The organism is Exiguobacterium sp. s189 (genome assembly GCF_018617615.1).
GTDB lineage: Bacteria > Bacillota > Bacilli > Exiguobacteriales > Exiguobacteriaceae > Exiguobacterium > Exiguobacterium aestuarii_A.
In genome coordinates, this window is record NZ_JACSKM010000004.1 from 103,850 (window position 1) to 128,794 (window position 24,945).

The 24,945-nt window shown below is 47.8% G+C and carries 23 protein-coding genes; 11 read left to right on the plus strand and 12 right to left on the minus strand.

Translation table 11 applies throughout. From position 1 onward, the window contains the following. Positions 1-20 precede the first annotated feature (20 nt). Entirely contained in the window at positions 21-1,217 is a 1,197-nt protein-coding gene (locus tag KNO99_RS06955) for a LysM peptidoglycan-binding domain-containing protein (RefSeq protein WP_214746772.1), read from the minus strand. A 265-nt stretch (positions 1,218-1,482) separates the two neighbouring features. Between KNO99_RS06955 and KNO99_RS06960 the strand changes: the two genes are divergently transcribed. Then, positions 1,483-2,232: a FixH family protein gene (locus KNO99_RS06960; protein ID WP_214746775.1), complete on the plus strand. Its 750-nt coding sequence runs from the start codon at positions 1,483-1,485 to the stop codon at positions 2,230-2,232. A 33-nt stretch (positions 2,233-2,265) separates the two neighbouring features. Here the strand turns inward: KNO99_RS06960 and KNO99_RS06965 are convergent, their stop codons facing one another. Next, on the minus strand, positions 2,266-3,891 hold the full coding sequence (locus KNO99_RS06965) for an ABC-F family ATP-binding cassette domain-containing protein (RefSeq protein WP_214695756.1): 1,626 nt from the start codon (positions 3,889-3,891) through the stop codon (positions 2,266-2,268). Positions 3,892-4,080: 189 nt separating this feature from the next. Here KNO99_RS06965 and KNO99_RS06970 point away from each other — a divergent pair, with 189 nt between their 5' ends. After that, positions 4,081-4,722 (plus strand): hypothetical protein, encoded by a 642-nt coding sequence (locus KNO99_RS06970; protein WP_214746778.1) that lies wholly within the window; start codon positions 4,081-4,083, stop codon positions 4,720-4,722. A 38-nt stretch (positions 4,723-4,760) separates the two neighbouring features. Here the strand turns inward: KNO99_RS06970 and KNO99_RS06975 are convergent, their stop codons facing one another. From KNO99_RS06975 to KNO99_RS06990, 4 genes are all read right to left on the minus strand, one after another. Continuing rightward, complete coding sequence (locus KNO99_RS06975; protein WP_371743051.1) at positions 4,761-5,210, minus strand: SACOL1771 family peroxiredoxin; 450 nt, start codon at positions 5,208-5,210, stop codon at positions 4,761-4,763. A 52-nt stretch (positions 5,211-5,262) separates the two neighbouring features. Continuing rightward, positions 5,263-6,501 (minus strand): peptidase T, encoded by a 1,239-nt coding sequence (gene pepT, locus KNO99_RS06980; RefSeq protein ID WP_214746785.1) that lies wholly within the window; start codon positions 6,499-6,501, stop codon positions 5,263-5,265. Positions 6,502-6,603: 102 nt separating this feature from the next. Then, the gene (locus KNO99_RS06985; RefSeq protein ID WP_214746790.1) at positions 6,604-7,278 is read right to left on the minus strand and encodes an LrgB family protein; all 675 of its coding nucleotides are present in this window, start codon (positions 7,276-7,278) and stop codon (positions 6,604-6,606) included. After that, on the minus strand, positions 7,275-7,628 hold the full coding sequence (locus KNO99_RS06990; RefSeq protein ID WP_214746792.1) for a CidA/LrgA family protein: 354 nt from the start codon (positions 7,626-7,628) through the stop codon (positions 7,275-7,277). The genes KNO99_RS06985 and KNO99_RS06990 overlap by 4 nt, the downstream gene beginning before the upstream one ends. A gap of 149 nt (positions 7,629-7,777) precedes the next feature. Here KNO99_RS06990 and KNO99_RS06995 point away from each other — a divergent pair, with 149 nt between their 5' ends. After that, positions 7,778-8,515: a YwqG family protein gene (locus tag KNO99_RS06995; protein WP_214746795.1), complete on the plus strand. Its 738-nt coding sequence runs from the start codon at positions 7,778-7,780 to the stop codon at positions 8,513-8,515. A 44-nt stretch (positions 8,516-8,559) separates the two neighbouring features. Here the strand turns inward: KNO99_RS06995 and KNO99_RS07000 are convergent, their stop codons facing one another. Continuing rightward, the gene (locus tag KNO99_RS07000; RefSeq protein ID WP_214746798.1) at positions 8,560-11,712 is read right to left on the minus strand and encodes an efflux RND transporter permease subunit; all 3,153 of its coding nucleotides are present in this window, start codon (positions 11,710-11,712) and stop codon (positions 8,560-8,562) included. Between the two features lie 29 nt (positions 11,713-11,741). Next, complete coding sequence (locus tag KNO99_RS07005) at positions 11,742-12,308, minus strand: TetR/AcrR family transcriptional regulator (protein WP_214746800.1); 567 nt, start codon at positions 12,306-12,308, stop codon at positions 11,742-11,744. A 228-nt stretch (positions 12,309-12,536) separates the two neighbouring features. Here KNO99_RS07005 and KNO99_RS07010 point away from each other — a divergent pair, with 228 nt between their 5' ends. The 3 genes from KNO99_RS07010 (at position 12,537) to KNO99_RS07020 (ending at position 16,076) form a co-directional block, all read left to right on the plus strand. Next, a complete protein-coding gene (locus tag KNO99_RS07010) occupies positions 12,537-13,598 on the plus strand; it encodes a Fe(3+) ABC transporter substrate-binding protein (protein WP_214746803.1) in 1,062 nt (353 codons plus the stop codon). Positions 13,599-13,731: 133 nt separating this feature from the next. Next, on the plus strand, positions 13,732-15,369 hold the full coding sequence (locus KNO99_RS07015) for an ABC transporter permease (RefSeq protein ID WP_214695776.1): 1,638 nt from the start codon (positions 13,732-13,734) through the stop codon (positions 15,367-15,369). After that, positions 15,369-16,076 (plus strand): ABC transporter ATP-binding protein, encoded by a 708-nt coding sequence (locus KNO99_RS07020; RefSeq protein ID WP_214695778.1) that lies wholly within the window; start codon positions 15,369-15,371, stop codon positions 16,074-16,076. Before KNO99_RS07015 ends, KNO99_RS07020 begins: the two co-directional genes overlap by 1 nt. A gap of 49 nt (positions 16,077-16,125) precedes the next feature. Here the strand turns inward: KNO99_RS07020 and KNO99_RS07025 are convergent, their stop codons facing one another. The 3 genes from KNO99_RS07025 to KNO99_RS07035 form a co-directional block, all read right to left on the minus strand. Continuing rightward, entirely contained in the window at positions 16,126-17,025 is a 900-nt protein-coding gene (locus KNO99_RS07025; protein ID WP_214746806.1) for a class F sortase, read from the minus strand. Between the two features lie 19 nt (positions 17,026-17,044). After that, entirely contained in the window at positions 17,045-18,388 is a 1,344-nt protein-coding gene (locus KNO99_RS07030; protein ID WP_214746809.1) for a copper amine oxidase, read from the minus strand. 88 nt (positions 18,389-18,476) lie between these two features. Then, positions 18,477-19,256 carry an AraC family transcriptional regulator gene (locus tag KNO99_RS07035; RefSeq protein WP_214746812.1) on the minus strand — a complete coding sequence of 260 codons (780 nt, stop codon included), beginning with the start codon at positions 19,254-19,256 and terminating at the stop codon, positions 18,477-18,479. Positions 19,257-19,379: 123 nt separating this feature from the next. Here KNO99_RS07035 and KNO99_RS07040 point away from each other — a divergent pair, with 123 nt between their 5' ends. Next, the gene (locus tag KNO99_RS07040; protein ID WP_214746815.1) at positions 19,380-21,029 is read left to right on the plus strand and encodes a glycoside hydrolase family 13 protein; all 1,650 of its coding nucleotides are present in this window, start codon (positions 19,380-19,382) and stop codon (positions 21,027-21,029) included. A gap of 103 nt (positions 21,030-21,132) precedes the next feature. Continuing rightward, on the plus strand, positions 21,133-21,639 hold the full coding sequence (locus KNO99_RS07045) for a flavodoxin domain-containing protein (RefSeq protein WP_214746818.1): 507 nt from the start codon (positions 21,133-21,135) through the stop codon (positions 21,637-21,639). Here the strand turns inward: KNO99_RS07045 and KNO99_RS07050 are convergent. Beyond that, entirely contained in the window at positions 21,603-23,201 is a 1,599-nt protein-coding gene (locus KNO99_RS07050) for a glycoside hydrolase family 55 protein (protein ID WP_214746821.1), read from the minus strand. The genes KNO99_RS07045 and KNO99_RS07050 overlap by 37 nt on opposite strands. Positions 23,202-23,462: 261 nt before the next feature. Between KNO99_RS07050 and KNO99_RS07055 the strand changes: the two genes are divergently transcribed. The 3 genes from KNO99_RS07055 to KNO99_RS07065 all read left to right on the plus strand — a co-directional run bounded on the left by KNO99_RS07055 (position 23,463) and on the right by KNO99_RS07065 (position 24,878). Further along, the gene (locus tag KNO99_RS07055) at positions 23,463-23,663 is read left to right on the plus strand and encodes a cold-shock protein (RefSeq protein WP_015880427.1); all 201 of its coding nucleotides are present in this window, start codon (positions 23,463-23,465) and stop codon (positions 23,661-23,663) included. A gap of 116 nt (positions 23,664-23,779) precedes the next feature. Further along, positions 23,780-24,193, plus strand: coding sequence for a pyridoxamine 5'-phosphate oxidase family protein (locus KNO99_RS07060; protein WP_214695810.1), 414 nt, complete (start codon positions 23,780-23,782; stop codon positions 24,191-24,193). Between the two features lie 178 nt (positions 24,194-24,371). After that, positions 24,372-24,878 carry a DoxX family membrane protein gene (locus KNO99_RS07065; protein WP_214746834.1) on the plus strand — a complete coding sequence of 169 codons (507 nt, stop codon included), beginning with the start codon at positions 24,372-24,374 and terminating at the stop codon, positions 24,876-24,878. The last annotated feature ends 67 nt before the right edge of the window (positions 24,879-24,945 follow it).

A 24,945-nucleotide genomic window follows, 5' to 3' on the forward strand; every position in this document is an offset into this window, starting at 1 on the left:
TTATTTTTGTGTATGGCGTGTCATTTCGGAATGGTCAACACTTGTCCGACGCTGATGAGATTGACGTTTGTGATGTTATTGGCGGCTGCGATCTTCGCGACGGTCGTATTGTACATCGTCGCAATCTTATACAGTGTGTCGCCCGACTTTACGGTGTATTTCACGGTCGTTGTAGGTGGAGGTGTGACGGTTGTTCCTGGAATGATGAGCACCTGACCGACAGTGATGGAGTTGACGTTGGTGATATTGTTAGCGGCTGCAATTTTCGCGACGGTGGTATTGTACATCGTCGCAATCTTGTAAAGCGTGTCGCCCGACTTCACGGTGTATTTCACGGTCGTTGTAGGTGGAGGTATGACGGTTGTTCCTGGAATGATGAGCACTTGTCTGACATAGATTAAGCTGTAGTTCGTGATATTGTTTGCGGCAGCAAGAGCCGATACGGTGACACCGTATGTCCGTGCAATACTGTACAACGTGTCACCGGACTTCACGGTATACGTTTTGTTCGTTGACGTGTTTTGATAGGCGAGTAATTGCGAGACCGTGACGAATTGGTACCCTTTTGCTTTCAGTTGCGAAATCATCGTCGGTAATGCGAGTGGTGTACCCGGTGCACCTGCACCTGTATGCATCAAGACGATTGAACCCGGTTTGATATTGGTTTGTACTTTTGTGTTGATTTGACTCGCGGTCAATCCTTTCCAGTCAATCGTATCGATATTCCATTGAATCGTGTAACCATATCCGGCAGCACCGACGCCGTTCAACACAGTACTATTGACGGCTCCGAACGGTGCTCTGAAAATCGGTTTTGTCGTTTTTCCGGTCAATGATTGAATCAAAGCTTCCGTGCGATCAAGTTCTGATTTCATTTGAGTGGCAGTTAGTTTCGTGAAGTCAGGATGTGTATACGAGTGATTACCGAGTTGATGTCCTTTTACGGCAATATTTTTAATGTATTGGGGATGGTTGTTCGCACCGGATCCTGTTAAAAAGAAAGTAGCTTTGACATTGTTTTTTGCCAAAATGTCTAAAATCTTGTTCGTATTCGCGCCATCTGCACCGTCATCGAACGTCAATGCGACGACTTTACTCGTCGTATTTACGCTTGTGATAAATGTTGAAGCGGCGGCACTGACGGAGATCGATTGCGTGATCACCATCGCCAATAAGATGAATAATGCCATCGCCCCACGAATGACCCTACGTTTCATCTGAATTCGCCTCCATTCATGATGTCATCCTCTTGATGTTAAGACTTTCCAAATGTACGCCTTATATATATTTTATATACCCCTTTTTAGAAATGATGGACTAATATTCGGAAATGGATGAAACAAATTTTGATTCAACTATATGTGTGAAATTTGTGAGAACGTATCGTGGGATATATCACAGAATGCTCACACTCTTTTTGGAAAGAGATGGTATCATGAACAATGTGTGAAAGATGTAAGCGATTTATAAGGAGGACTTATGATGAAAAAGATGATGACACGGTTTGGGGTCGTGTTTGGACTCATCGGCCTATTCGTACTCGGTGCTTGCGGCACGGAGAAAGAAGCAGAAAGTGCAACTGTTCCACAATCGATGGAGCCGGTAGAGGCAGAGTTGACGGTTGCTGCGACGGCAGAAAAAGAAGAAACAGTACCTTTATCTGTAAAAGTTACGCAAGATGGTCAACCCGTAGACGATGCGGATGAGATCAAGTTCGAAGTATGGAAGAATGGTGCGAAAGAAGAGAGTGACATGATCAAGGCGTCGCTCACAAAAGATGGCGTCTACGAAGCGGAGACGACGTTTGCGGAAGAGGCGGTCTACACGGTCCAAGTTCACGTGACAGCGCGTTCGATGCATACGATGCCAACAACGAATGTGACGGTCGGACATCCGAAAACGGCTACCGAAGCGGAAGAGGATAGTGACCATCATCACCATGCAGGAGCGGACATCACGCTTGAACCGAAATCGGCGACAGCAGGTGAGGAACAACCGTTCATGGTACACGTCATGATTGAAGACGAGATGTTAGCGGGGGCAGACGTACAACTCGAAATCTTCCAAGACGGGGCAGAGAAACATGAGTGGGTGAAGTTAGAGGAAGCAGATGCTGGGATGTACAAAGGGATGTACACCTTTACTGAATCTGGCGCATACAACGTTCAAGTCCACGTCACGAAAGGTCATGACATTCATGAGCATGTGATGGAGACGGTAGATGTCAAATAAAAATGATCGGCTCACGCGAGCCGATCATTTTTATTATGCATTTTGGTAAAGTGATTCAACTTGTTGTTGGAGCGCTTCGTTCTCCAAGTACTCATCGTACGTTGCTTCTTTATCCACGATGCCATTCGGTGTCACTTCGATGATGCGTGTCGCAATCGTCGAGATGAGCTGATGGTCATGTGAACTGAAGAGGAGTACACCTTTGAATGACTCGAGACCATTGTTGAGTGCTGTGATTGATTCGAGGTCCAAGTGGTTCGTCGGATCATCGAGGACGAGCACGTTCGAGTTTGAGAGCATCATCTTCGAGAGCATGCAGCGTACTTTTTCTCCCCCTGAGAGGACAGACGCCTTCTTCATGACTTCTTCACCTGAGAAGAGCATACGGCCAAGGAATCCACGGAGGAACGTATCTGACTCATCGGCTGGTGAGAACTGGCGCAACCAGTCCAAAATACTCTTTTCTGAGCCTTCGAAGTACTCCGAGTTGTCTTTCGGGAAGTACGACTGAGTCGTCGTCACGCCCCATTTGACCGATCCTGTGTCTGGTTCCATCTCACCCATGAGAATTTTGAAGAGTGTCGTGATGGCAACGTCCGAACGACCGACAAATGCGACTTTGTCCGTCTTGTTAAGTGAGAACGTGACGTTATCGAGCACTTTCACGCCGTCAATCGTCTTCGACACGTTGTCGACATAGAGAACATCGTTTCCGATCTCGCGCTCCATCGTGAATCCGACGAACGGATAACGACGTGACGACGGACGGATGTCATCAAGTGTGATCTTATCGAGCAACTTCTTACGCGACGTCGCTTGACGCGCTTTCGATGCGTTCGAGCTGAAACGTGCGATGAAGTTTTGAAGTTCTTTAATCTTCTCTTCTTTCTTCTTGTTCTGGTCTGCCGCCATACGTGTAGCAAGTTGGCTTGACTCATACCAGAAGTCGTAGTTCCCGACATACAATTGGATTTTTCCAAAGTCGAGGTCTGCCATGTGTGTACAGACTTTGTTCAAGAAGTGACGGTCGTGGGAAACGACGATGACCGTGTTTTCAAAGTTGATTAAGAACTCTTCCAACCATTGAATTGCTTTTAGGTCAAGTCCGTTGGTCGGCTCGTCCAAAAGCAAGATGTCTGGCTTACCGAAGAGTGCTTGGGCAAGAAGAACTTTGACTTTCTCGCCACCTGTGAGTTCGCTCATTTGTTTCTGGTGAAGCGCTTCTGTGATCCCGAGACCTTGAAGAACCATCGACGCTTCCGACTCTGCTTCCCAACCGTTCAACTCGGCGAATTCACCTTCGAGTTCAGCTGCGCGCATTCCATCTTCGTCTGAGAAATCCTCTTTCATATAGATGGCATCTTTTTCTTTCATGACGCTGTAAAGACGCTCATGACCCATGATGACGGTCTCGAGTACAGCACTGTCCTCGTACGCGTAGTGGTCCTGCTTGAGGACCGCGAGACGCTCACCCGGTGTGATGCTGACATCACCCGTCGTCGTATCTTGCTCACCTGATAAAATCTTTAAGAATGTCGATTTACCGGCACCGTTCGCACCGATCAATCCGTAACAGTTGCCTGGTGTGAACTTGATGTTCACGTCTTCGAACAACTTACGGCCGCCAAATTGTAGGCTGACGTTATTTACTGTAATCATGTATGGTATCCCTCGTTTTTCTGATTAGTTTACGACGTGTATTGTATCACGTTTTTAAAAATCGCGCAGTGTCACGTCATGATTCACAAACGATAAAGAAAAACTTGTGCATCAGGATAGAGGATTATACAACGTAAGATGGAAATATTATGTAGAACAGAAATGCACGTGAATCAAATGGGGGGTACTATGAAACAAATTAGACTCTGGCTGATCATCCTATTCATTGCGGTCAGTTCAAGTATCGTGAATTCGCTATTGAAGAATGAACTTCAAACGTTTGAGGTAGGGAAGTTTGAGTTTGGGAAATATGATGATTTTGACGAGGCATTGGCTAAAGGTCTAACTTATGACATGAATAAATTGATTTATATAACACGACACGATGGGGTGACCATCGTCATGTACACGACGATTCCGGATCCTGTAGAGTTCCAAGATGTCATGGAGTTTCAAGATGATATGGAGTTTCAAAACAAGATGGAGGCATTGGTCGTCCAGTTCTTTGAGGGGAATGATGAAGAAGGGTGGGAGCTTCTTGGACCAAGAGGGTGGACGCACTATGAAAACGACAATTTCACCTCATATAGCACATTTTTACGAGAATACGATGACGCCGGAAACGTCGAACATTCTTTCAATGTGGGATTTGGAGAAGTGAACAATCCAGAAATCGATACGATTGAAACGAAATCCCATCACGACAATACGTTCACCGAGACAACGATGATTCAAAAAGGCCCGTACCGATATTATTTTCAAATTGGAGAAGACGCGGTTGTACGAGGAATTTCTGTGGACGGTGAGATCATCGATCAACAAGGTAGCTGACACTTCGATGCACAGAAAAAGCCATCATCACGATGGCTTTAGTCGACTCGTACAACAGTCGTATTCAATTCAAACGCCACATTTCCTGCGAGTGCGCGTGAGATCATACATTGATCTTTCGCTTTTTTCGCAATGCGCTCGACTAGCGTGATCTCTCGGTCGGTCATCTCTGCAGGTACTTGAATCGTTGTCGCATAGCGAATCGTCTCGTAGGTGAAGATGCCGTTCGTCACATCGACGATGCCTTCCGCGTCAATCGTGATGCCACGGTGAGTCAGGTCACTTCGCCCGAGTACGGCTGTGAGTGTGATGATATAACACGTGGCCGCGGCTCCGAGTAACATCTCATCCGGATTCGTACCGACTCCGGGACCGTCCATTTCGGGTGGGATTGAAATCTGTGTCTTTAACCGCTCGGCCTCGAGGGTACCGACGTCATTTCGTCCGCCATCCCAGCCGAGGTTCATGCTAAATGTATGTTTCATCAAAAATCGCCTCCAATGTCTCTAGTGTAAAAGAGAACGATTGGAGGCGCATTTGTTATGCTTGTGCACGCTTCGCGAATGTGCGTAGTGTTTCGATGATGACGGTTGTTGCTTTTTCCATATTGTTCACAGAGATATATTCGAACTTCCCGTGATAGTTTTCGCCACCCGTGAAAATGTTTGGTGTCGGAAGACCCATGTAAGAAAGTTGCGATCCGTCTGTCCCACCACGAATCGGTTCAATCTTCGGTTCGATGCCAAGGCCGCGCATGACGTCAGCGACGGTATCGACGATGTGTTTCACCGGTTCGATTTTTTCGGCCATGTTGTAATACTGGTCTTCCATCTGGAGTTCAATCCGTTCTTCCCCGTATTTTTGCTTCCATTCGAGGACAAGTTTCTCCATCAACGCTTTACGCGCTTCGAACTTCTGTTTGTCATGATCGCGGATGATGTATTGAAGTGTCGTTTTCTCCACATCCCCATTAAAGCCGTTCAAATGGAAGAATCCTTCGTAGTTGCTCGTGCGCTCTGGTGCCTCATCAGCCGGTAAACGGTTTTGGAACGCCATCGCGAGCTTCATCGAGTTTACCATCTTGTTTTTGGCACTACCCGGGTGCACGTTCGTCCCGTGGAAGGTGACGGTCGCACCGGCTGCGTTGAAACTTTCATACTGTAACTCTCCGAGCGGTCCCCCGTCCATCGTGTAAGCGAAGTCCGCGTTAAAACGAGCGACATCGAATTTATGTGGTCCACGTCCGATTTCTTCATCCGGGGTGAAGGCAATGCGGACCGGTCCGTGCGGAATCTCAGGGTGAGTCAATAAGTATTCGACGGCTGTGACGATTTCAGCGATCCCTGCTTTATCGTCCGCACCGAGGAGTGTCGTGCCGTCCGTTGTCATGAGCGTATGCCCAACATACCCGTCAAGTTCTGGGAAGTCTTTTGGTGACAAGACGACATTTAAGGACTCGTTCAAGACGATATCGCCACCTTCATAATGCTCAACGAGTTGAGGGGAAACGTTCGTACCCGTGAAATCGGTCGCCGTATCCACATGAGCGAGGAATCCGATCGTCGGGACGTCATGGTCGACGTTACTCGGAAGTGTGGCGAAGAGATAGCCGTATTCGTCCGTCTCGACATCTGTCAGTCCAAGTTCTTTCAGTTCTTTCTCCAGATGACGAATCAAATCCCATTGTTTGGCCGTCGATGGTGTTGTCGTACTCGTGAAGTCAGACTGTGTATCGATCTTCGCGTATGTCATTAAGCGTTCAATTAGTTTCTCTTGCATGGATTGCCCTCCTCTAAAAAGTTTCATCTTCATTAGTTTATCACGCGCGCTCGAAGTCGAAACAAAAAAGTCACGCCCATCGATGAAATGAGCGCGACCTGTTCAAAAGAGAAACGGGTATAAAATGGGCAAGATGAATGAGGTGAAGATGGCCGTCAATCCCATCGCGGCTCCACCTGTGGCACCAGACAATGGGTGTTCCGTCGCCGCTTGAGCGGTCCCAATCCCGTGACTGATGGTGCCGAGTGTGAGCCCACGCGTGAACGGGTCGTCTATACGAATCCATGTCAATAGTACCGGGCCGAGCATCGCACCTAAAATACCGCAGGCGACGGCAATCGAAGCTGCAAGCGTTGCATCCCCTTCTAGTTGTCGAGCCAATTCAAGGGCAATCGGGGACGTGGCCGATTTGACCGATAGCGCAATCAATACGTTTTCGGTGAACGAAAACAATTTGCCGAAAAGTACAGCAACAAAAATCGTGGAGAGAGATCCGATAACAATCGCACTTAATGCTCGCTTTGCCCGAGCGAGTAACACGGGTAAGTTGCGATAGAGCGGCAATCCGAGGGCGACCGTCGCCGGACCGAGTAAGATGGTGATGAGATCGGTAGCCGGTTTATACGTATCATAGGACTGTCCTGTCACAAGTAACAGAAGAATCAGAATCGCAGTACTTAAGAAGACGACATTAGTGAACGGGGATGCCCACTTTTTCGAAAGTTGACGACTAAACGTATATACGAGAATCGTTAATCCAATCCAAACGTATGTCACGATGTCTCACCTTCTTTCCCAGAAACAAACGCCGTCACAATCATACCGACCGCCATGCTGACGAGTAACGTCACGAGAAGAGGGATGCCGGCGGCTTTTAACAACGTACCGTACGCCATGAGACCGACGGCAATCGGGATGAAGAAGAAAGCGAGGTGCTTCGTCAAAAATCCAGCGCTGTCTTCAATCCATTCCACGCGGATGACTTTTGTTACTAAGAGGACGAGCAACAGCACCATGCCGATGACGCTGCCCGGTACTTTCCACGAGAACGTCTCAACCATCCAGTTGCCGAGCGTGCTCAATCCAAACAAGAGTGAGAGCCCAATCATCCATTTCAATAATTTCATCTATAAGACTTCCTTTCGCATCATTCAAAACGTATGCATCTTCTCAAATTCATCCTCATCGGTCAAGAAAAGGGTATAACAAAAAAGATAATGGGTACATACGTTCGGCATGCTATACTATATCTATCATAAACAAGCGGGGTGTCGAGATGGAACTAAAAACGATTGAGCAATTTATTGAAGAGCATGGATTACAAAACGGGGAAGACATTTTACGTGCGTTCACGAAGCGGGTCAATTTGACGCTTGTACCACGAACCACACGAGAAGAAGTTCAAATCGGCCATTCAAAATTCGGTGGGCATCCCGATTTGCCAAATGCTGACTTGCACCCTGGGGAGAATATGACGTTTTTAGCTCAGTTCCGTTTAAGTGATTTAGCTGAGTTTGAATCCGTGGATGCACTCCCGAAAGAAGGTTTGTTGTCTTTCTTCTATGACTTGGAAGAACAACCTTGGGGAGATGAGGACGAGCGTCATCTTTGGCGTGTCTTGTATACGGAAGAAACGCAACTTGAGCGAGTGCGGGTTGGAGAAGCATTGAATGAGCGTGCCGTTTCTTTCAAAGAGAGCTATGCGGAGAATGGATATGATTTGTACGATTTGCTCGGTGACGACCTGTACGAAACGCTTGTCGAACAATTCGAACAAGAAGAACTCCACGCAATCGGTGGACATCCGAATGAAGTGCAGAATGACGTGTTTGAAGAAGTGGAAGAAACATATGGGGAACGATTCGATGATCCATTCCTGCTCTTTCAAATGGATTCTACTGAAGAATTAGATGTCATATTTGGGGATGTTGGAATTCTTTATTTTCTTATTCCAGAAGAGGCCCTCCGCGCCAAACGGTTTGAAGAAACCGAAATCATCATGCAGTGTTATTGAGCGCAAAAAAGAGAGTTGACTTGTTAAGGTCAACTCTCTTTTGTTTATGCTTGTTTTTTCTTACGGAATCGTGCGAAGAACTCATAGACAATCGGTACGATGAGCAACGTGAGAAGCGTCGAACTTGTAAGTCCGCCGATCACGGTGACTCCGAGACCTTTCGAGATGAGTGCCCCACCCTCGAGACCGAGTGCGAGCGGTGCGAGTGCACCAATTGTCGCGAGTGCGGTCATCAAGATTGGGCGAAGGCGTGTGCCTGCTGCCTCAAGTAACGCTTCACGTGTTGATAAACCAGCTTCTTCTTTGTGAATGACACGGTCAATCAAGACGATGGCGTTCGTGACGACAATCCCAATCAACATGAGTGCCCCGATCAAAGCAGAAACCGAAATCGTTTCACCAGTGATGAGGAGGGCGACAAGTCCCCCGATAATCGCATACGGGAGTGAGAACAACACGACGAATGGTGTGAGTGCCCCTCCGAATGTGATCACGAGAACCAAGTAGACGATGGCGATTGCGGCGAGCATCGCAAGACCAAGCTGTGTGAACGATTCTTGAATCTGTTCCGTTACACCGCCTACATCATACGATACGCCAGACGGGAGCTCGATCTCTGATACGCGTTCTTCGATCGCAGCAGACGCTTCTGTCGCTTTATCTGTGCTGAGTTCAACACTTACTTGTGCGAGCAGTTTTCCGTCGCGCTCGACGAGTGTGTCCGGCGTTGTGCCTTCTTCGATTTCAATGAAGTCTGAAATCGGGCGTGGTCCGAACGGTGTCGTGATTTCTTGTGCTTGCAGGTCATCGACACTATCATACGTCACTTGCTCGTTCGGGATGACGACGTCTAACTGTTTGTCATCCACTGTCACGCTCGCAAGTGGGCTTTCTGGTGCCTGGAATTGGCTGATGACTTGTGCGATTTGACCTGCAGATACACCGGCTTCCGCTGCGGCTTGTTGGTCGACGTTGAACGTGTATTGTACATACGATTCACGTAAGTCTGACGTTGCCTGACGGACGTAATCCGTTTCTTTTTCAATCGTTTCGATGAAGGTCGGCACGATGGCTTCTAAATCTTCAAGCGAGTTGGCATAGACGTTATATGTCACACCGCTCGTTGCGCCGCCACCTGAGAAGTCTTGTTCTTTCCACTCACCGTTTGAGGCGAGTTCGTTCAACTTCTCGATATCAGCCAACTTCACATCTGCGAAATCTTCTGTATCCGGGTCATACTGGACGATAAAGATTCCTTGTTTATTGTTTCCTGGGTTCAGCGGGTTCTCTCCACCGACCGTGAACTGAACGTCCGTTGCGTTCGGTTGTTCTTTCATGAAGTATTCTTCTGCCACTTCAGCCGCGGCAATCGAATCTTCAAGCGTTTGACCAGGTTCTGGGTCGAATGTGACGAACAACGTCTTCTCCGAATCTTGGTTCAAGAAGTTGACCCCGATCGCTGGGACGAGGGCAAAACTACCAATCAATAGGGCGGTCGCGAGTCCGAAGACGACGAGTTTATGGTTCAGTGACCAGTTCAAGACGCCGCGATACCATTCCGCGAGCTTTCCTGGACCTTCTTCTGGCTTCAACTTGTCGCGGTTTTTAAAGAACGAGTCGGCCATCATTGGTACGACCGTGATTGCGACGAGTAACGAAGCGAGTAGGGCGAAGACGACAGTCAATGCGAACGGCAAGAACAATTCACCGACAAATCCTGTGACGAATCCGAGCGGTAAGAATACCGCGATTGTAACGATTGTCGACGAGGCGATCGGGATGAATACTTCTTTTGTTGCCGCGATGATTAATTCTTTACCGCGAAGTGGTTCGTTCGATCGTGTGAGTCGACGGTAAATGTTCTCGATGACGACGATGGAGTCATCGACGACGCGTCCAATCGCAACGGTCATCGCACCGAGTGTCATGATGTTCAACGTGATGTCCAATTGCTTCAACACGATAAGTGCCATGAGAAGCGATAACGGGATCGAGATGACAGCGATGATCGTCGATCGGAAGTTACGTAAGAACACTAAGATGATAAGGATGGCGAATAAGCCACCGAGCAATGCTTTCGATAACATCGTCTCGACCGATTCTTCAATCGGTTGTCCTTGGTCGAGTGTAATCGATACATTCGCCGTATCGTTTTCTGCTTCGAAATCGCTCAATATCTCTTTGACGGCGTTGACGACATCGACCGTGTTCGCATCTTGTGTCTTTGTCACTTGTACGCCGATGGAGCGTTCACCGTTCGAGCGAGAAATCGATTCCTCAATTCCTTTGTCCTCGATCGTCGCAAGCTCGCTCAACGCGACAGTCGGCACCGTCGTCGGAACGTTCGGTGGTAATGCTGATGGTGTTTCCGTCGGGACCTCTGTCGGCACGTCTGGTGTTTGACCAGGTGGCAATTCAGTCGGAGCAGACGGTGTCGTCGGCGTTGATTGAGCTGGTGAGTAAGGGATTTGGATGTCGCGGAACGCTTCGAGCGTCTCAGATTTCCCATCGATGACGACCGCTTGCTCCGTGTCACCCAATTCATATAGTCCGAGCGCGATACGGGCATCGTTCGCTTGAATCAATTGTTTGACCGTGTCTTCTGTCAAATTGTATTCAGCGAGCGCTTCTTGATCGAATTGAAGTTCGACGCGACGAATCTCTTGTCCGGCAATTTGGACGGTTTGTGCGCCTTCTACGCCTTCAAGAGCGGGTTGGACTTCTTCCTCGACGAGTTTCGTCAATTCCGCCAAGTCAAGACTTTCATCCGAGATGGCAGCTCCGATGACCGGGAAAGCGTCGAAGCTGAGACGCGACACTTGAGGTTCTTGTGCTGATTCAGGTAGTTCGACGTTACTCAACGCATCTTTGACTTGCTGTTCTGCTTCATCCATATCTGTACTGAAGTCGTAATCGATTTGGATGTTCGAAGCGTTTTGGAATGATGAAGAACGAACTTGTTCCACACCATTTAGACTTTGCAGGCGTTCTTCGAGAACGGTACTGACTTCTTCGAGTACTTGCTCAGGGGATGCTCCTGGATAAATAGTTGTGACCGAGACGGTCGGTGTGGTGATGTCCGGTAACGTCTCGAGCTTCATCGTCAGACCGGCGAAAAGACCGGCGGCCGTCAAAATGATCGTCATCAACCAAACCGCGAACTTGTTGTTGACGGAGAAGGACGTGATTTTCTGCATGGGTTTTTAATCTCCTCTATATGTTGTTTTTATGATTGGCTGTCGATGGCGTGGGCCCGTTCAATCAAGCGGGTGATGATTGCTTGTTTGAGTTCGGCAGGGGGAACACCGACCCCAAAATGTTCTGACATCATCATGCCTTCGAGTGCATAACGAATGATCATCGTTTCAACCGGGTCGGCTGTTTTTTGAAACTGTTCGAAGAACGTATCTAAATCTTGCTTCCATCGATCGGCATACTCTTGATCGACGGCAAACAGCGTGAGAAATGCGATCATTTTCTCAACGTCGATATGAATGGCAGCGCGTTCGGGATGCAAATTCGTTTCATCGAACAGACGAACGAATGCTTCGACTGGACCGTGACCTTCCTGTTGCAGTGAGGCATACAACTCGTTTTGCTCTTGTTGTAACCGTTCGACGATTGCAGTCAGTAATGCCTCTTTTGAAGCGTAGTGATAGAGAAGTCCACCTTTTGAAACACCAGCTGTTTTAGCGACCTCATCTAACGTGAGTTGATGCACACCTTGATTCATAATGATGTCCGTTGCCGCATCTAATAGCTTTTGTTTCGTGACGTTCGATCGGTTTGTCATATCTCCACCTCTTTCTGTACCGACCAGACGGTTTGTTTGATTTCACTATATCGTTCGCATTCTTTTGAAGTCAAGAAATGATGACCTCAAAACTGTCACAAATTAGGCATTCTTACTGATAGCGATTGCAGAAAACCCTTGACGTGAGAATGATTATCAGTGATGATAGGTACTGAGAGTAATTATCATTACCAGAGAGAGAAATCATTGAACGTGGGGGAATGACAGATGAACAAAAAATATGCAGCTTTAGGAATTTCAGCAGCACTAACGACATCGCTCCTTGCCGCTTGCGCAAGCACAGATGAGACAACTTCAAATGAAGGCTCGGACGATTCGAACGTCGTCAACGTTTACTCGAGTCGCCACTACGATGTCGATCAACAATTATATAAACAGTTTGAAGAAGAGACTGGCATCAAGGTAAACGTCGTGGAAGGTAAGAGTGACGAACTTCTCGAGCGTTTAAACACTGAAGGAGAGAGCACAGAGGCTGACCTCTTCATTACGGCAGATGCTGGGAACTTGTATCAGGCGAAAGAAGCGGGACATCTCCAAGCGGTCGATAGCGATGAGCTTGAGTCAAACATTCCTGCAAAATATCGTGACACGGACAACGAATGGTTCGGTTTGACGAAACGTGCACGTGTCATCGTTTACTCGAAAGATCGCGTGAAACCAGAAGAATTGTCGACGTATGAAGCATTGACAGAAGAACAATGGAACGGCAAAGTACTCGTGCGTCCGTCTGAAAACATGTACAACATCTCACTTCTCGCATCATTCATCGAAGTGAACGGTGTCGATGAGGCGAAAGAGTGGGCGAAAGGCTTAGTGAATAACATGGCACGTGATCCACAAGGGAACGACCGTGACCAAGCGAAAGCAGTCGTCGCCGGTGAAGGGGACGTCGCCATCATGAACACGTACTATATGGGTCTCATGTTGAATTCTGAAGACGAAGAAGAGAAGAAAGTCGCTGAGCAACTCGGTGTCTTCTTCCCAAACCAAGACACAACAGGTACACACGTAAACATTTCTGGTATCGCGATGACGAAAGCGTCGAAAAACACAGAAAACGCTCAAAAATTGATGGAGTTCATGTCAGAACCGTCAGCTCAAGAGAAATTTGCGAGTGTGAACTACGAATACCCAGTCAACGAGTCGGTTGAACCGAATGAGCTTCTTCAATCATGGGGCGAGTTCAAAGAGCAAGACATCAACCTCTCTGCACTTGGAGAAAACCAACAAGAAGCAATCCGCATCTTTAACGAAGTAGGTTGGAAGTAAGATGACTTCGGCTTGAACGAGAGTTCAGGCCGGAGGTTTTTGCGTTTCATACACCCTAAGCGCTACACGGGACGCGTAGAAACTGATATGATGGGACAGGAATTGATTGTTTACAGAACGGGAGCGGTACGACATGAACTGGCACGCGGTAAAACGACAACTGAATGGATGGGCGATCCTAAGCTTTCTCGCGATTTTATTGATCGTCTTGCCGGGAATCGTCGTGCTCGTGGAATTATTTGCGCCAGTCAATGACAACTGGCAGCATATTCAAGAGTATTTGTTGCCCCGTTATGTACGGAACACGTTGTTCATCATGGTGGCTACTGGTCTCTTGACGACGGTGATTGGAACGAGCCTCGCCTGGTTCGTGACCGTCTATGATTTTCCGTTCCGTCGCTTCTTTAAATGGGCACTCATCTTGCCGCTCGCGATTCCGCCTTATATCGGGGCGTATACGTATCATGGCATTTTAAATTACACGGGAGTGATCCAAACGACGCTACGGAATCAGTTCGGGATCACTGTCGATCAATCGTACTTCAATATCATGTCGATTCAAGGGACGGTGTTTATTTTCACCTTGTTCCTCTATCCATACATTTATACGATCACACGAGCGTTCCTGCATAACCAATCGTCCTCGATGATTGAAAACGCACGGATCCTCGGTCGTGGGTCATGGGATATTTTCTTCACCGTCGTCATTCCGATTTCCCGAGTCGCCATCATTGGCGGTGTCAGTCTCGTCTTGATGGAAGTACTCAACGACTATGGCGTCGTGAAATATTTCGGGATCCAGACGTTCAGTACCGCTATTTTTAGCACATGGTTCGGGATGAAGGATACGTCGTCGGCGCTGAAGCTGGCAGGTACCCTCATGATTCTCGTCATCGCCATCTTGACGATGGAGCGACTCGTGCGAGGACGGAAGCAATTCAGTTACGCTTCGACGAAAGTGAAACCGCTCAAACCGAGACCGCTTCAAGGCTGGCATCGCTACGCGGTATTCGCTTATGTCTCGATCGTCTTTGCCATCGCATTCGTCATTCCGTTCACGCAGTTGACGGCCTGGACGTTCCTGACGTTCGATACGGTCTTCACAGAGGAATTTTGGCAACTCGTTTGGAATACGGTGCGTGTCGCCTTTATCGCGACAGTGATCATCCTGTTGTTTGCACTCATCATTGCGAATTACACGCGGCTCTTCCCGTCGAACATGACACGCGTCATTTCAAAAGTGACGACGCTTGGGTATTCGATTCCGGGAGCAGCGATCGCCATTGCGGTCATCACGCTCTTCTTATGGCTCGATGGCAAAGTGCTCGATATGGCTAAGGCGCTCGACTTGAGTCAGACGTTTGTGTTTCGGACGACGCTCATCATGCTCATCTTCGCCTACGTCATCCGCTTCCTCGCCATCGGATACAACTCGATTGAGAGCGGGTTCGAGAAGGTCGGGAAATCGTTCACGGAAGCATCCCGCATGCTCGGATGGAACACGGTCCAAACGTTCTTCCGCGTGGATATCCCGATGATCAAAGGCGCCATCATGAGCGCATTTATCCTCGTCTTTATTGATATTATGAAAGAGTTGCCGTTGACGCTTTTTTTACAACCATTTAACTTTTCAACGCTTGCGACACAGGCGTTCAAATACGTGAGTGATGAGAAGATTCACGAAGCGGCACTCGCTTCCATCGTCATCGTCCTCATGAGTGGACTGTTGATATTCGTTTCCCACAAGGTGCTTGATAAGGAGGCCGACTAATGTTCGTTCAAATCAACGATTTACATTTTAGCTATAAAGGTGCACATGAAGAGACCATCAAAGGGTTCTCGATTTCGATCACAAAAGGCGAAATCGTCTCGCTTCTTGGGGACAGCGGTTCTGGGAAAAGTACGATTCTCCGATTAATCGCAGGGCTCGAGATGCCGAATCAGGGCGTCGTCGTCGTGAACGACTGTGTCTGTTGCGACGATTGTCAGTTCATGCCACCAGAAGATCGTGGCGTCGGGATGGTCTTCCAAGACTACGCACTCTTCCCACACATGACCGTTGAAAAGAACATTCGGTTCGGTCTTCATAAACTAAGCCGGAAAGAACGGAATGCGCGTGTCGAAGAGATGCTCGCGCTCGTCAACTTGACGGAGTTCCGCCACCGCTACCCGTACGAACTCAGTGGGGGACAACAACAGCGTGTCGCGCTCGCGCGTGCACTCGCACCGAAACCAGCACTGTTGATTCTAGACGAACCGTTCAGTAACTTGGACACGTCACTTCAACATCGGATTCGTGACGATTTGCGCCGTCTCTTGAAGCAGACAGGTACGACGACGATCTTCGTGACACACGACGAGGAAGATGCAGAGGCACTCGCTGACCGCATCGTCTACCTCGGAGAAGGCAAAATTAAAAAGCAAGTCATGACGGAGAACAACAAGACGTTCAATCCGCAGATTCCTTGCTTCGTATAATAGAGAAGACCCCTTATTCACACGTTAAAAGTGAGTAAGGGGTCTTTTGTCATTTGGTCATCTCGGAAGGTTTCGACTCATTTCCAAGTTGGTCAATCGCAGTCACATAATAAGAAACACCTGTCTCAGTTGCGACTTCGATACTCTTTCTTGCATGGGATGGGACGCTTTCGATATGGGTCGCTTTTCCGTCGACGACTTCATAGATGCGATATCCGATCACGCTCTCTTGACGTACGGCGTGCCAGGTTAACAAGTTTCCTTGTCGCTCGACTGCCGTCGGGATCTCGAGATCGACAGTTTCGTTCAGCTCGGTATCCACTAGCTCTGTATATACGACGAATCGTTCATCGTAGCCCCCGTCCCCGAACGTACCCGAACAGGTGATCAAATTTAAATTGCGATTTGATGTGGCACCGAAAATCTCTTCGATTGGCGCGGTTTTCGTATCATAGCGTTCTGTTTTTGTGACGCGGAACCGAAGCGTGTTTCCGGCTTCGTCTCGAATCAGAACGTCATCGCCTTCTTTGAGTTGATCGAGTTGATAAAAGACGGCCGGACCGGTCTTGCTGTCGACATGACCGGCGATTACGGCATTTCCTTTGCTCCCTGGTGTGACACCAGGTTCGAACCACCCGACCTGATTTTCATCTTCTGGTACACCCATCTGTCCGTTTTCCAGTACCCCGACTTGTTCGATCGCGGTATCGACATCGATTTTCGGAATTTGGATTTGAACGGGGGTGACGGCCTTAGCATTTTCTTCTTCCTCCGCTAATCGTAACTTCTTCACCTCTTCCTGTAGAAGTGAGAATTCAGCCGTTAAATCCGGGCTCTCCTCTATTTGTTTTTCTTCTACAGGTGGTGACGACGATTCTTGGGCGCTCGTCCACGTCCAGAAGCTAAAACAAAAGAGAGAGAGCGCCAGAAACAAATGGCGCTTGTTCATGGGGCTCCCTCCTTATTGATTATTGTTCAGACACTTTACGTTTGCGAAGCGTTACGAAGGCGAGTAAGATTCCGCCAAGTACAGCTAATCCAGCGTATAGCGTGTTCATTGATTGTTCTTGTGCACCACCGAGACCTGTTTCAGGCATCTCTTCAGGCATCATTGTTTCTTCAAACTTGTCAGGCATTTGTGTCACGATCGCGTTACCGAGTGTTTCACCAACACCGAACATGAACGCATATCCTTCACGGAATGACATCCAAGCAGCTTCTGCATCGCCTGCGACGTATTGATCGAATGTGTCGAGTACGAGTAGTGTCTCATGCTGTTTGATGGCTTCTTCACCAGCAGCTTGTGGCAAGTTACCTTCTGTTGCTGCATCGAGGAATGTGCTGAAGTCGACAGCGAATTGGTCGAGTCGCATACGTGCTTCTTCGATTTTCGCTTCGTCCCCTTCAAGTGTAGCAGCTACGATATCACCTTGTGCTGTGATGTGATCTGAGTTCCATACTTTTTCGAACTGTGCAGCACCTTCGTCACCGTATACAGATGCGATGGCCGCTTTGAAGTCGAGTGTATTCTGATCTTCTGCCCATGTGACATAGTCATAGTCCTCTGCTTGGTCATATCCCTTTTGCATACCGATTGCAGCGAGGGCGAAGTGCTCACCTGCAAGACTGTTCAATGTTGAGCGGAGTTCAACAGCTGGTGTATCTGCTCCAGTCGTGAATTTGTCAGGCATTTGTGTGACGATTGCACCTGAGAGGGCTTTACTGATATTGAACATGTGCTTGTAGCCTTCACGGAACGTCATGTAAGCTTCTTCGTAATCTCCTTCGACATAGTTATCGAATACAGAGAGGACTTGGTCTTCATGAAGTTCAAGTGCATCTGCTGCTGCTTCTTTCGGTAAGTTCCCTTCCGTCGCTGCATCGAGGAATGTTGAGAATTCTTCTACGAACTCATCGACTTCAGCTTCAGCTTCCATGCGTAGTTCTTGGTTGTCTGATTTTGCAGCTTCTACGAAATCAGCTGAGTAGTCGTTATGACCACGGAAGATTTCTTCGAACTTCATGCCGCCTTCTTCCCCATAAATTGATGAGATGGCTGGCGTCATGTCGAGCGCGTTTTGATCGAGTGCTTGCTCCGCGACCTCAGCATCTGCTGCCTCGTCGTATCCTTTCATCATCGATGTGACGGCTAATACGTAGTGCTCAGATAAGAGTTGATCGAGTGTGGCGCGAAGGTCACCTGCTGGTGTACTTGCTGTCGGTGTATGATCCGCTGCCTGTGCGTTGACCGGTACGAGTAGTCCTAAGGCTAGTGCCGGTGCTACGATTTTGTTTAACGTCTTCTTCTTCATGTGTAATCGCTCCTTTTCATAAGTGAGTGTTGTTGTCGTTATTTACACCCATCTAACGGAGCGGTTCAAAAAATGGATCACTCTTTTTTTATTTTTTTTCGTTTTTTTGTTGAAGAGTGCGATAAACCCCTGGTGCGACGCCATATTTCCGTTTAAAAATTCTGTGGAAATATGGATAACTTCGAAATCCAGACAGTTCCGCAATCGTTTCTAACGAATGTTTTGTATAGCGCATTTGCTCTTCGGCAAGCTGTAAGCGAATCGATTGTGCATATTCGATGATTGTCATCCCGGTCTCTTCTTTAAAGAGATGAACGGTTCGTGAAACGCTGAGTCCGACCGCTGCGGCGACGTCTGCCACTTTGAAGTCACTCGTGACGTGCGATTCGATAAAGCGCATCATGCGGGAGACGACTGGAGGTCGCGCCTGGGAATGCACATCTTGAATCGAACGATCCAGCATGAGTAGAAGCGCTTTGACGAGAGTTTCAATTAATTCAGGACTTTGTTCCGATGGTGGACGGCGCACTTCCTCTGTAATGTGTTGCCATAGCGAAAGTAGGCGGGAATCGATGGTGATCGCATACTTTCGCTCCCGTGGAGTCGCATGCCACCATATATCCATCGCATGTCCGGTACAGAAGATATGATAGTCTCCGCTCGCGGGTGTATCGACATGCATTTCATAGAAGTCACCCGGACGGACAATCAATACGTCACCAGGTCGTGTGATCATCGTTTCTCCATTGACCACAATCCGAGCCGTTCCTTCCGTTTGTAAGCGAATCAGATACGTATCGAGTAAGTTGGCGAATGGAAAAGTGTAGGTCGTTGTATGATATGAATAGCCACAAAAGCCGATTTCCATAATAGTCTCCTTATTTTATAGCAAAATTGTACATATCTTAATCATATCATGGATGGTCATGAATCCTTGAAGACAGTACGATGAAAGCGTTGAAACGGAAATGAACTTCAAGGAGGACGTAACATGAAACAATGGTGGAAAGAAGCGGTCGTGTATCAAATTTATCCACGTAGCTTCAACGATTCGAATGGTGATGGGATTGGTGACATCCAAGGAATCACGGAGAAGATGTCTTATTTGGCAGAGCTCGGAATCGACGTCATCTGGCTCTCGCCGGTATACGATTCACCGAACGACGACAATGGATACGATATTCGTGATTACCGTGCCATCATGAACGAGTTCGGTACGATGGACGACTTTGACGCGATGCTTGAAGAAGCACATCGTCACGGGATTAAAATCATGATGGATCTCGTCGTTAACCACTCTTCGGACGAACACCAATGGTTCATGGAGTCACGTTCTTCAAAAGATAGTCCATATCGTGACTATTATATTTGGAAAAAAGGAAAAGATGGTCAACCTCCGACGAACTGGGGGGCTTTCTTCGGCGGCAGCGCTTGGCAGTATGATGAGGCGAGTGATGAGTACTACCTCCATCTCTTCAGTAAGAAACAACCGGATCTGAACTGGGAAAGCGAAACGCTTCGTCGTGAAGTGTACGATCTCATGACGTATTGGCTCGATAAAGGGGTCGACGGGTTCCGGATGGACGTGATCAATATGATCTCAAAAGATCCAATCTATCCGGATGGTCAAACGCAAGGAACAGGGTACGGTGACGGCACGCCATTCTTCTTTAACGGGCCACGTATCCATGAATTCATGCAAGAGATGAATCAAGAAGTCTTATCGAAATACGACACGATCACGGTCGGTGAGATGCCAGGGGTCAGTGTGGAAGAAGCGAAACTGTATACAGGGGAAGACCGAAATGAACTGAACATGGTCTTTCATTTTGAGCATGTAGACGTCGGAAACGGCAGCTTCGGAAAATGGAATCCGACGGACTGGAAACTCACAGAGTTGAAGACGATCTTCTCGCGTTGGCAAGAAGGACTGGAAGAAGAAGGATGGAACAGCCTATATTGGAGTAACCATGATCAGCCCCGTGCCATCTCGCGCTTCGGGAACGACTCCCCGGAATATCGTGTCCGTTCCGGGAAGATGCTTGCGACACTTCTTCATCTATTGAAAGGGACACCTTACATTTATCAAGGGGAAGAGTTCGGGATGACGAATGTCGCGTTTGATTCGATCGATCAGTACCGAGATATCGAAACGTTGAACGCTTACCGTGACTACACGTCAAAAGGGTTGTTGACGCACGACGAGATTTTCCGTGGAATTCATGAGCGGGGACGTGACAATTCACGCACGCCGGTACAGTGGTCGGACGAAGCACATGGTGGCTTCACGACAGGAACACCATGGATTGGGGTCAACCCGAACTATGTCGACATCAATGCGGAAGCGGCACGGAAAGACCCGAATTCGCTCTTCCATTACTACCGTCAATTGATTGCGCTCCGTAAAGCCAATCCGCTCGTTGTCTATGGAAAGTATGAGCTGTTGTTACCGGAAGATGAGGCAATCTATGCGTTCACACGTTCGTTCGAAGGAGAGACATGGCTCGTGCTCTGTAACTTCTCAGGTGACACACAACAACGTGACTTACCATATGACGTAAAAGAACGCGTCATCGGAAACATGGAACCGATTGAACCGTTCACCCTTCGTCCTTACGAAGCACAAGTGTATAAACTGTGACGAAAAGCTCGCCAGACGGCGAGCTTTTTTGAGCGGTCACGTATCTTCTCTCGATGATTCGGGAATAGTGTAAGTAACGTCTGACATGAAAAGAGGGAACGACATGGGTACTTTAATCGCGTACTCTTCCAGATATGGGACGAGTGAAAAAGTGGCGTCTTTACTCGCTGAACGTTTATCGGGAGACGTTCATGTCCAAAATATCGTAGAAGAGCCGAACGTCATGTGGGAGACCGTGGATCACGTCATCGTCGGCAGTTCGATTCGGATGGGTACCATCCAGGACGAGATGAAGGAATGGTTGTCGCTTCATGAGGCACACTTGTTGGAGCATCCTCTTGCTCTATATTTGTGTGCCGGGACACCGACAGAGTCGGAGCGGATTCGTGAGCTAGAAGAAGCTTATCGTGACAAGTTGCGCGAGCATGCCTATTTCGTCGAAGTCGTCGGAAGTGGGTATGACTTTGAACGAATGGGCTTTTTAGACAAAGCGATCGTCCGGATGATGGCCAAACAGAAAGAAAGCTCGCTTGAACTCGATGAGGACAAATTGAAACGGCTTGTCGAGGCGGCTCAAACGTCCGAACGCACTCGGTCCGAGAATCCGTAAGCAAGTATGTCTTTCACATCGATCGGACTTTTCGTGGAGATGAGTACATCTCCGCTTTTTTTCTGTCCTTCGATGTGATGAAGTGCAATCTTCTCCAGTTGACGTCCTATTCTTAACGCGATTGGCGCAGATTCATGGCATCGTAAGTTTTCGATGGTCACTTCATCGGTCCGATTATTCCCTCCGAACAGTTCGAGATCAGCTCTCGAGGTTGTAAATCCACGAACGGAGATGCGATGTAATTGAACGCGCCGAGACTTGTATTGAACCGCCAGTGCCGGATGTTTTTCATAATCGTAAGTCGGATTACCAATCGCGGTCAATCCATGAATGAACACATCTTGATATGCGGAGACGACCAGGCTTCGTGGCGAGGATTTGGCGTATAACGAGCTTCGAACCGGTTCAACGGATACTAAATTCGTACCAGACAGAAAGCGTGCTGTCGCCGAATCGGAATCGTCTGCTAAATGATGACCGATGTGACGGAAATTAAATGAACGATTGTCATGCACAGAAAGATGACCAAAGATATGAACGTCATGAGCTGCTGACGAGGTCCCATGTGCTTTTACTTCAATTCCGCCAAAACACCCTTCGCTTTTATTGTTCACGAGTGTGACGTGCCGCGATCCATCGTCAATCTCAATTCCGTTCGAGTTTGAGAATCCGAGGGCGTGCGTTCGCCCATGAGGGTGATGACAATAACAGTTGGTGATATAAATGGCATCGCTATGGTGTGTCGTGATTCCGTCATCCCCATAGTTTGTCGCCTCAAGGTGATCAAGATGAATATACCGACTGCCGTTTGCGGCACGCAGTCCGTCCCCTAAATAATGATAGTGTGGAGACGTGATGTCGAATGCATGAAGACCGGCATTTTTAGCCGTCACATGATGCACCCAACCATACGTCACATGCGCAAACGTCAGGGCACTCGATGTCGTGTCACCGCTCGTGGTTCGTTTCACATCGCCTAATCGTGCGACGTTCCAATCGAGTGTCAGGTGACATACCTCGATATGATGGTTTCCCGCAAATGGGGTGGCGTTTCGTAACAGTCTTCGATGCTTTGGGGCACGATCCGATAGTTTTAGAATGGTGACGTCCTGTCCGGCACCTTCTAACACGCAGTTCGAAGGAAGGCGAATGCCCCGAACGATATATACACCTGCCGGGACAAAGACGCGGCGGTTAGAGCGGAGGGCGAGACGAAAAGCGAGCGTGCAATCCGTTTGTCCGTCCCCGACGGCGCCATAGTCTGTCACATCAACACGTTGTTTTGTGACCTGCATCAGATTCAAATATTCCGCATCAAGTCGGCGCATCCAAACAGGACGAACCATTCCGTCCATTTGTTCGAGCGGGAGTGACGTTTGAACAGGCGTAATGCGCTCAGTCATTGGAATTCGGCAAGGGATGGAATGTTGCTGCTCTGAGTAAGATGTCTCGCGCGTGGAGCGGTGCCATTCGAGTGTTCGCTGGATGAGGTCTTCTTCCGACCAATCAGAATATGAGGCAATCATCGAAGCGATTGATTGCGGGTCCTTTGCATTTTTCATAATAAATCCTCCTAGCATCATCTTCTCTAGCATGTACCCGTTTCGCCTCGTTTTTTAGCAATCAGAAGTATTTACTAGACAGAAGCATCTAGTCGTGTTATATTCAATATGTGCTTAATTAAGAATAGCTGGAATCATAATTCACAAGTGCTTGGGATTATTTTTCATTAGATAATCCAGAGGCTTGTATTTTTTTTGGTCAAGTTTTTTCTAGTAAGGCACTACTATAACGCATAGCGTTTATTTCAGGAGGGTTCATTCATGAACACAGGTAAAGTAAAATGGTTTAACTCAGAAAAAGGTTACGGCTTCATCGAAATGGAAGGCGGAGACGACGTATTCGTACACTTCTCAGCAATCCAAGGCGACGGCTTCAAAACACTTGAAGAAGGCCAAGAAGTAACTTTCGAAATCACAGACGGAGCTCGTGGACCACAAGCTTCTAACGTTGAAAAAATCTAATCTTCCTTTCTAAGGAATATGATACCTGTTCGCATCGGCGAGCAGGTTTTTTGTGTTTAATCGTGTAGTTTGAGGGAACAGTATACGAGCGACAAATCATGAAGGAGGAATTCGGAATGAGTGCAAAAGAAACAGCTTTAAAAATCCTAGATTCAAGTGATGTAGGGACGATGGCGACCGTGTATAAGGTGAAGCCACATAGTCGTTACATGACATTTTTCCATGATGATTTTACACTCTACACAGCAACCTCGAACGATACAGATAAGGTGGAGGAGTTAGAGAAGAATCCATATACGCATATTTTGATTGGTTATGATGGCGATGGGGTCGGCGACACGTACTTAGAAATCTTAGGGAAAGCGACTGTGTCAGATGATGAATCGATGAAAGAAAAAGTGTGGAACGACAAACTCGAAGGTTGGTTTGATGGACCAGATGATCCGAAGCTTGTCATCCTCAAAATCGAGCCGGAATCGATGCGTGTGATGAACAAGAAAGGTCAGCCACCTCAAGAAGTGACCTTGTAAAATCCTCAAAGGCGCCTCAAGTAGGCGTCTTTTTGATGGATATGAATAGAGTGTGACGTACATATGGACGAATCATGAACAAACAAAAATACATATGTGAAATAGTGAACATAGATGGTATATTGTGAATGTAATCACATTATTCATTTATTCAACTTCTTGAAAGGGAGGAATCATCATGTTCACGAAATTTTGGCAAAATCATAACATCGCTACGGCAATCTTGACGGTGTTACGTGTATGGCTCGGTTATCATTGGTTGACAGCAGGTTGGGGTAAAATCACAGGTGGCTTTGGAACGGAGGGATTCTTAAACAACGCGGTGACACTCGCGACTGGAGAACATCCAGCTGTCGCAGGATGGTGGGCTGCATTCTTAGAAAACGTTGCGATTCCAAACGCTGGATTGTTCGATATCCTGATTCCTTATGGTGAATTTTTGGTCGGGTTAGGGTTATTGCTCGGAGCACTCACACGTAGCGCGGCATTCTTCGGTCTTGTCATGAACATGGCTTTCTTGCTCTCTGGAACGGTCAGTACGAACCCAACGATGTTGATCGTATCTGTATTGATTTTGGTTGCTGGACATAACGCAGGGAAAATCGGAGTCGATGGTTTGTTCCTTCGCAACTTCGTCGAAACGAAAGTATTGCACCGTTCACCAAATCGTCAAATAGCTTCGTAACTTTTATGCGCTCTCCTGTGACAAACCTCTCATGTTTCGGCTACGATAGATATAGCCTACAGAGATA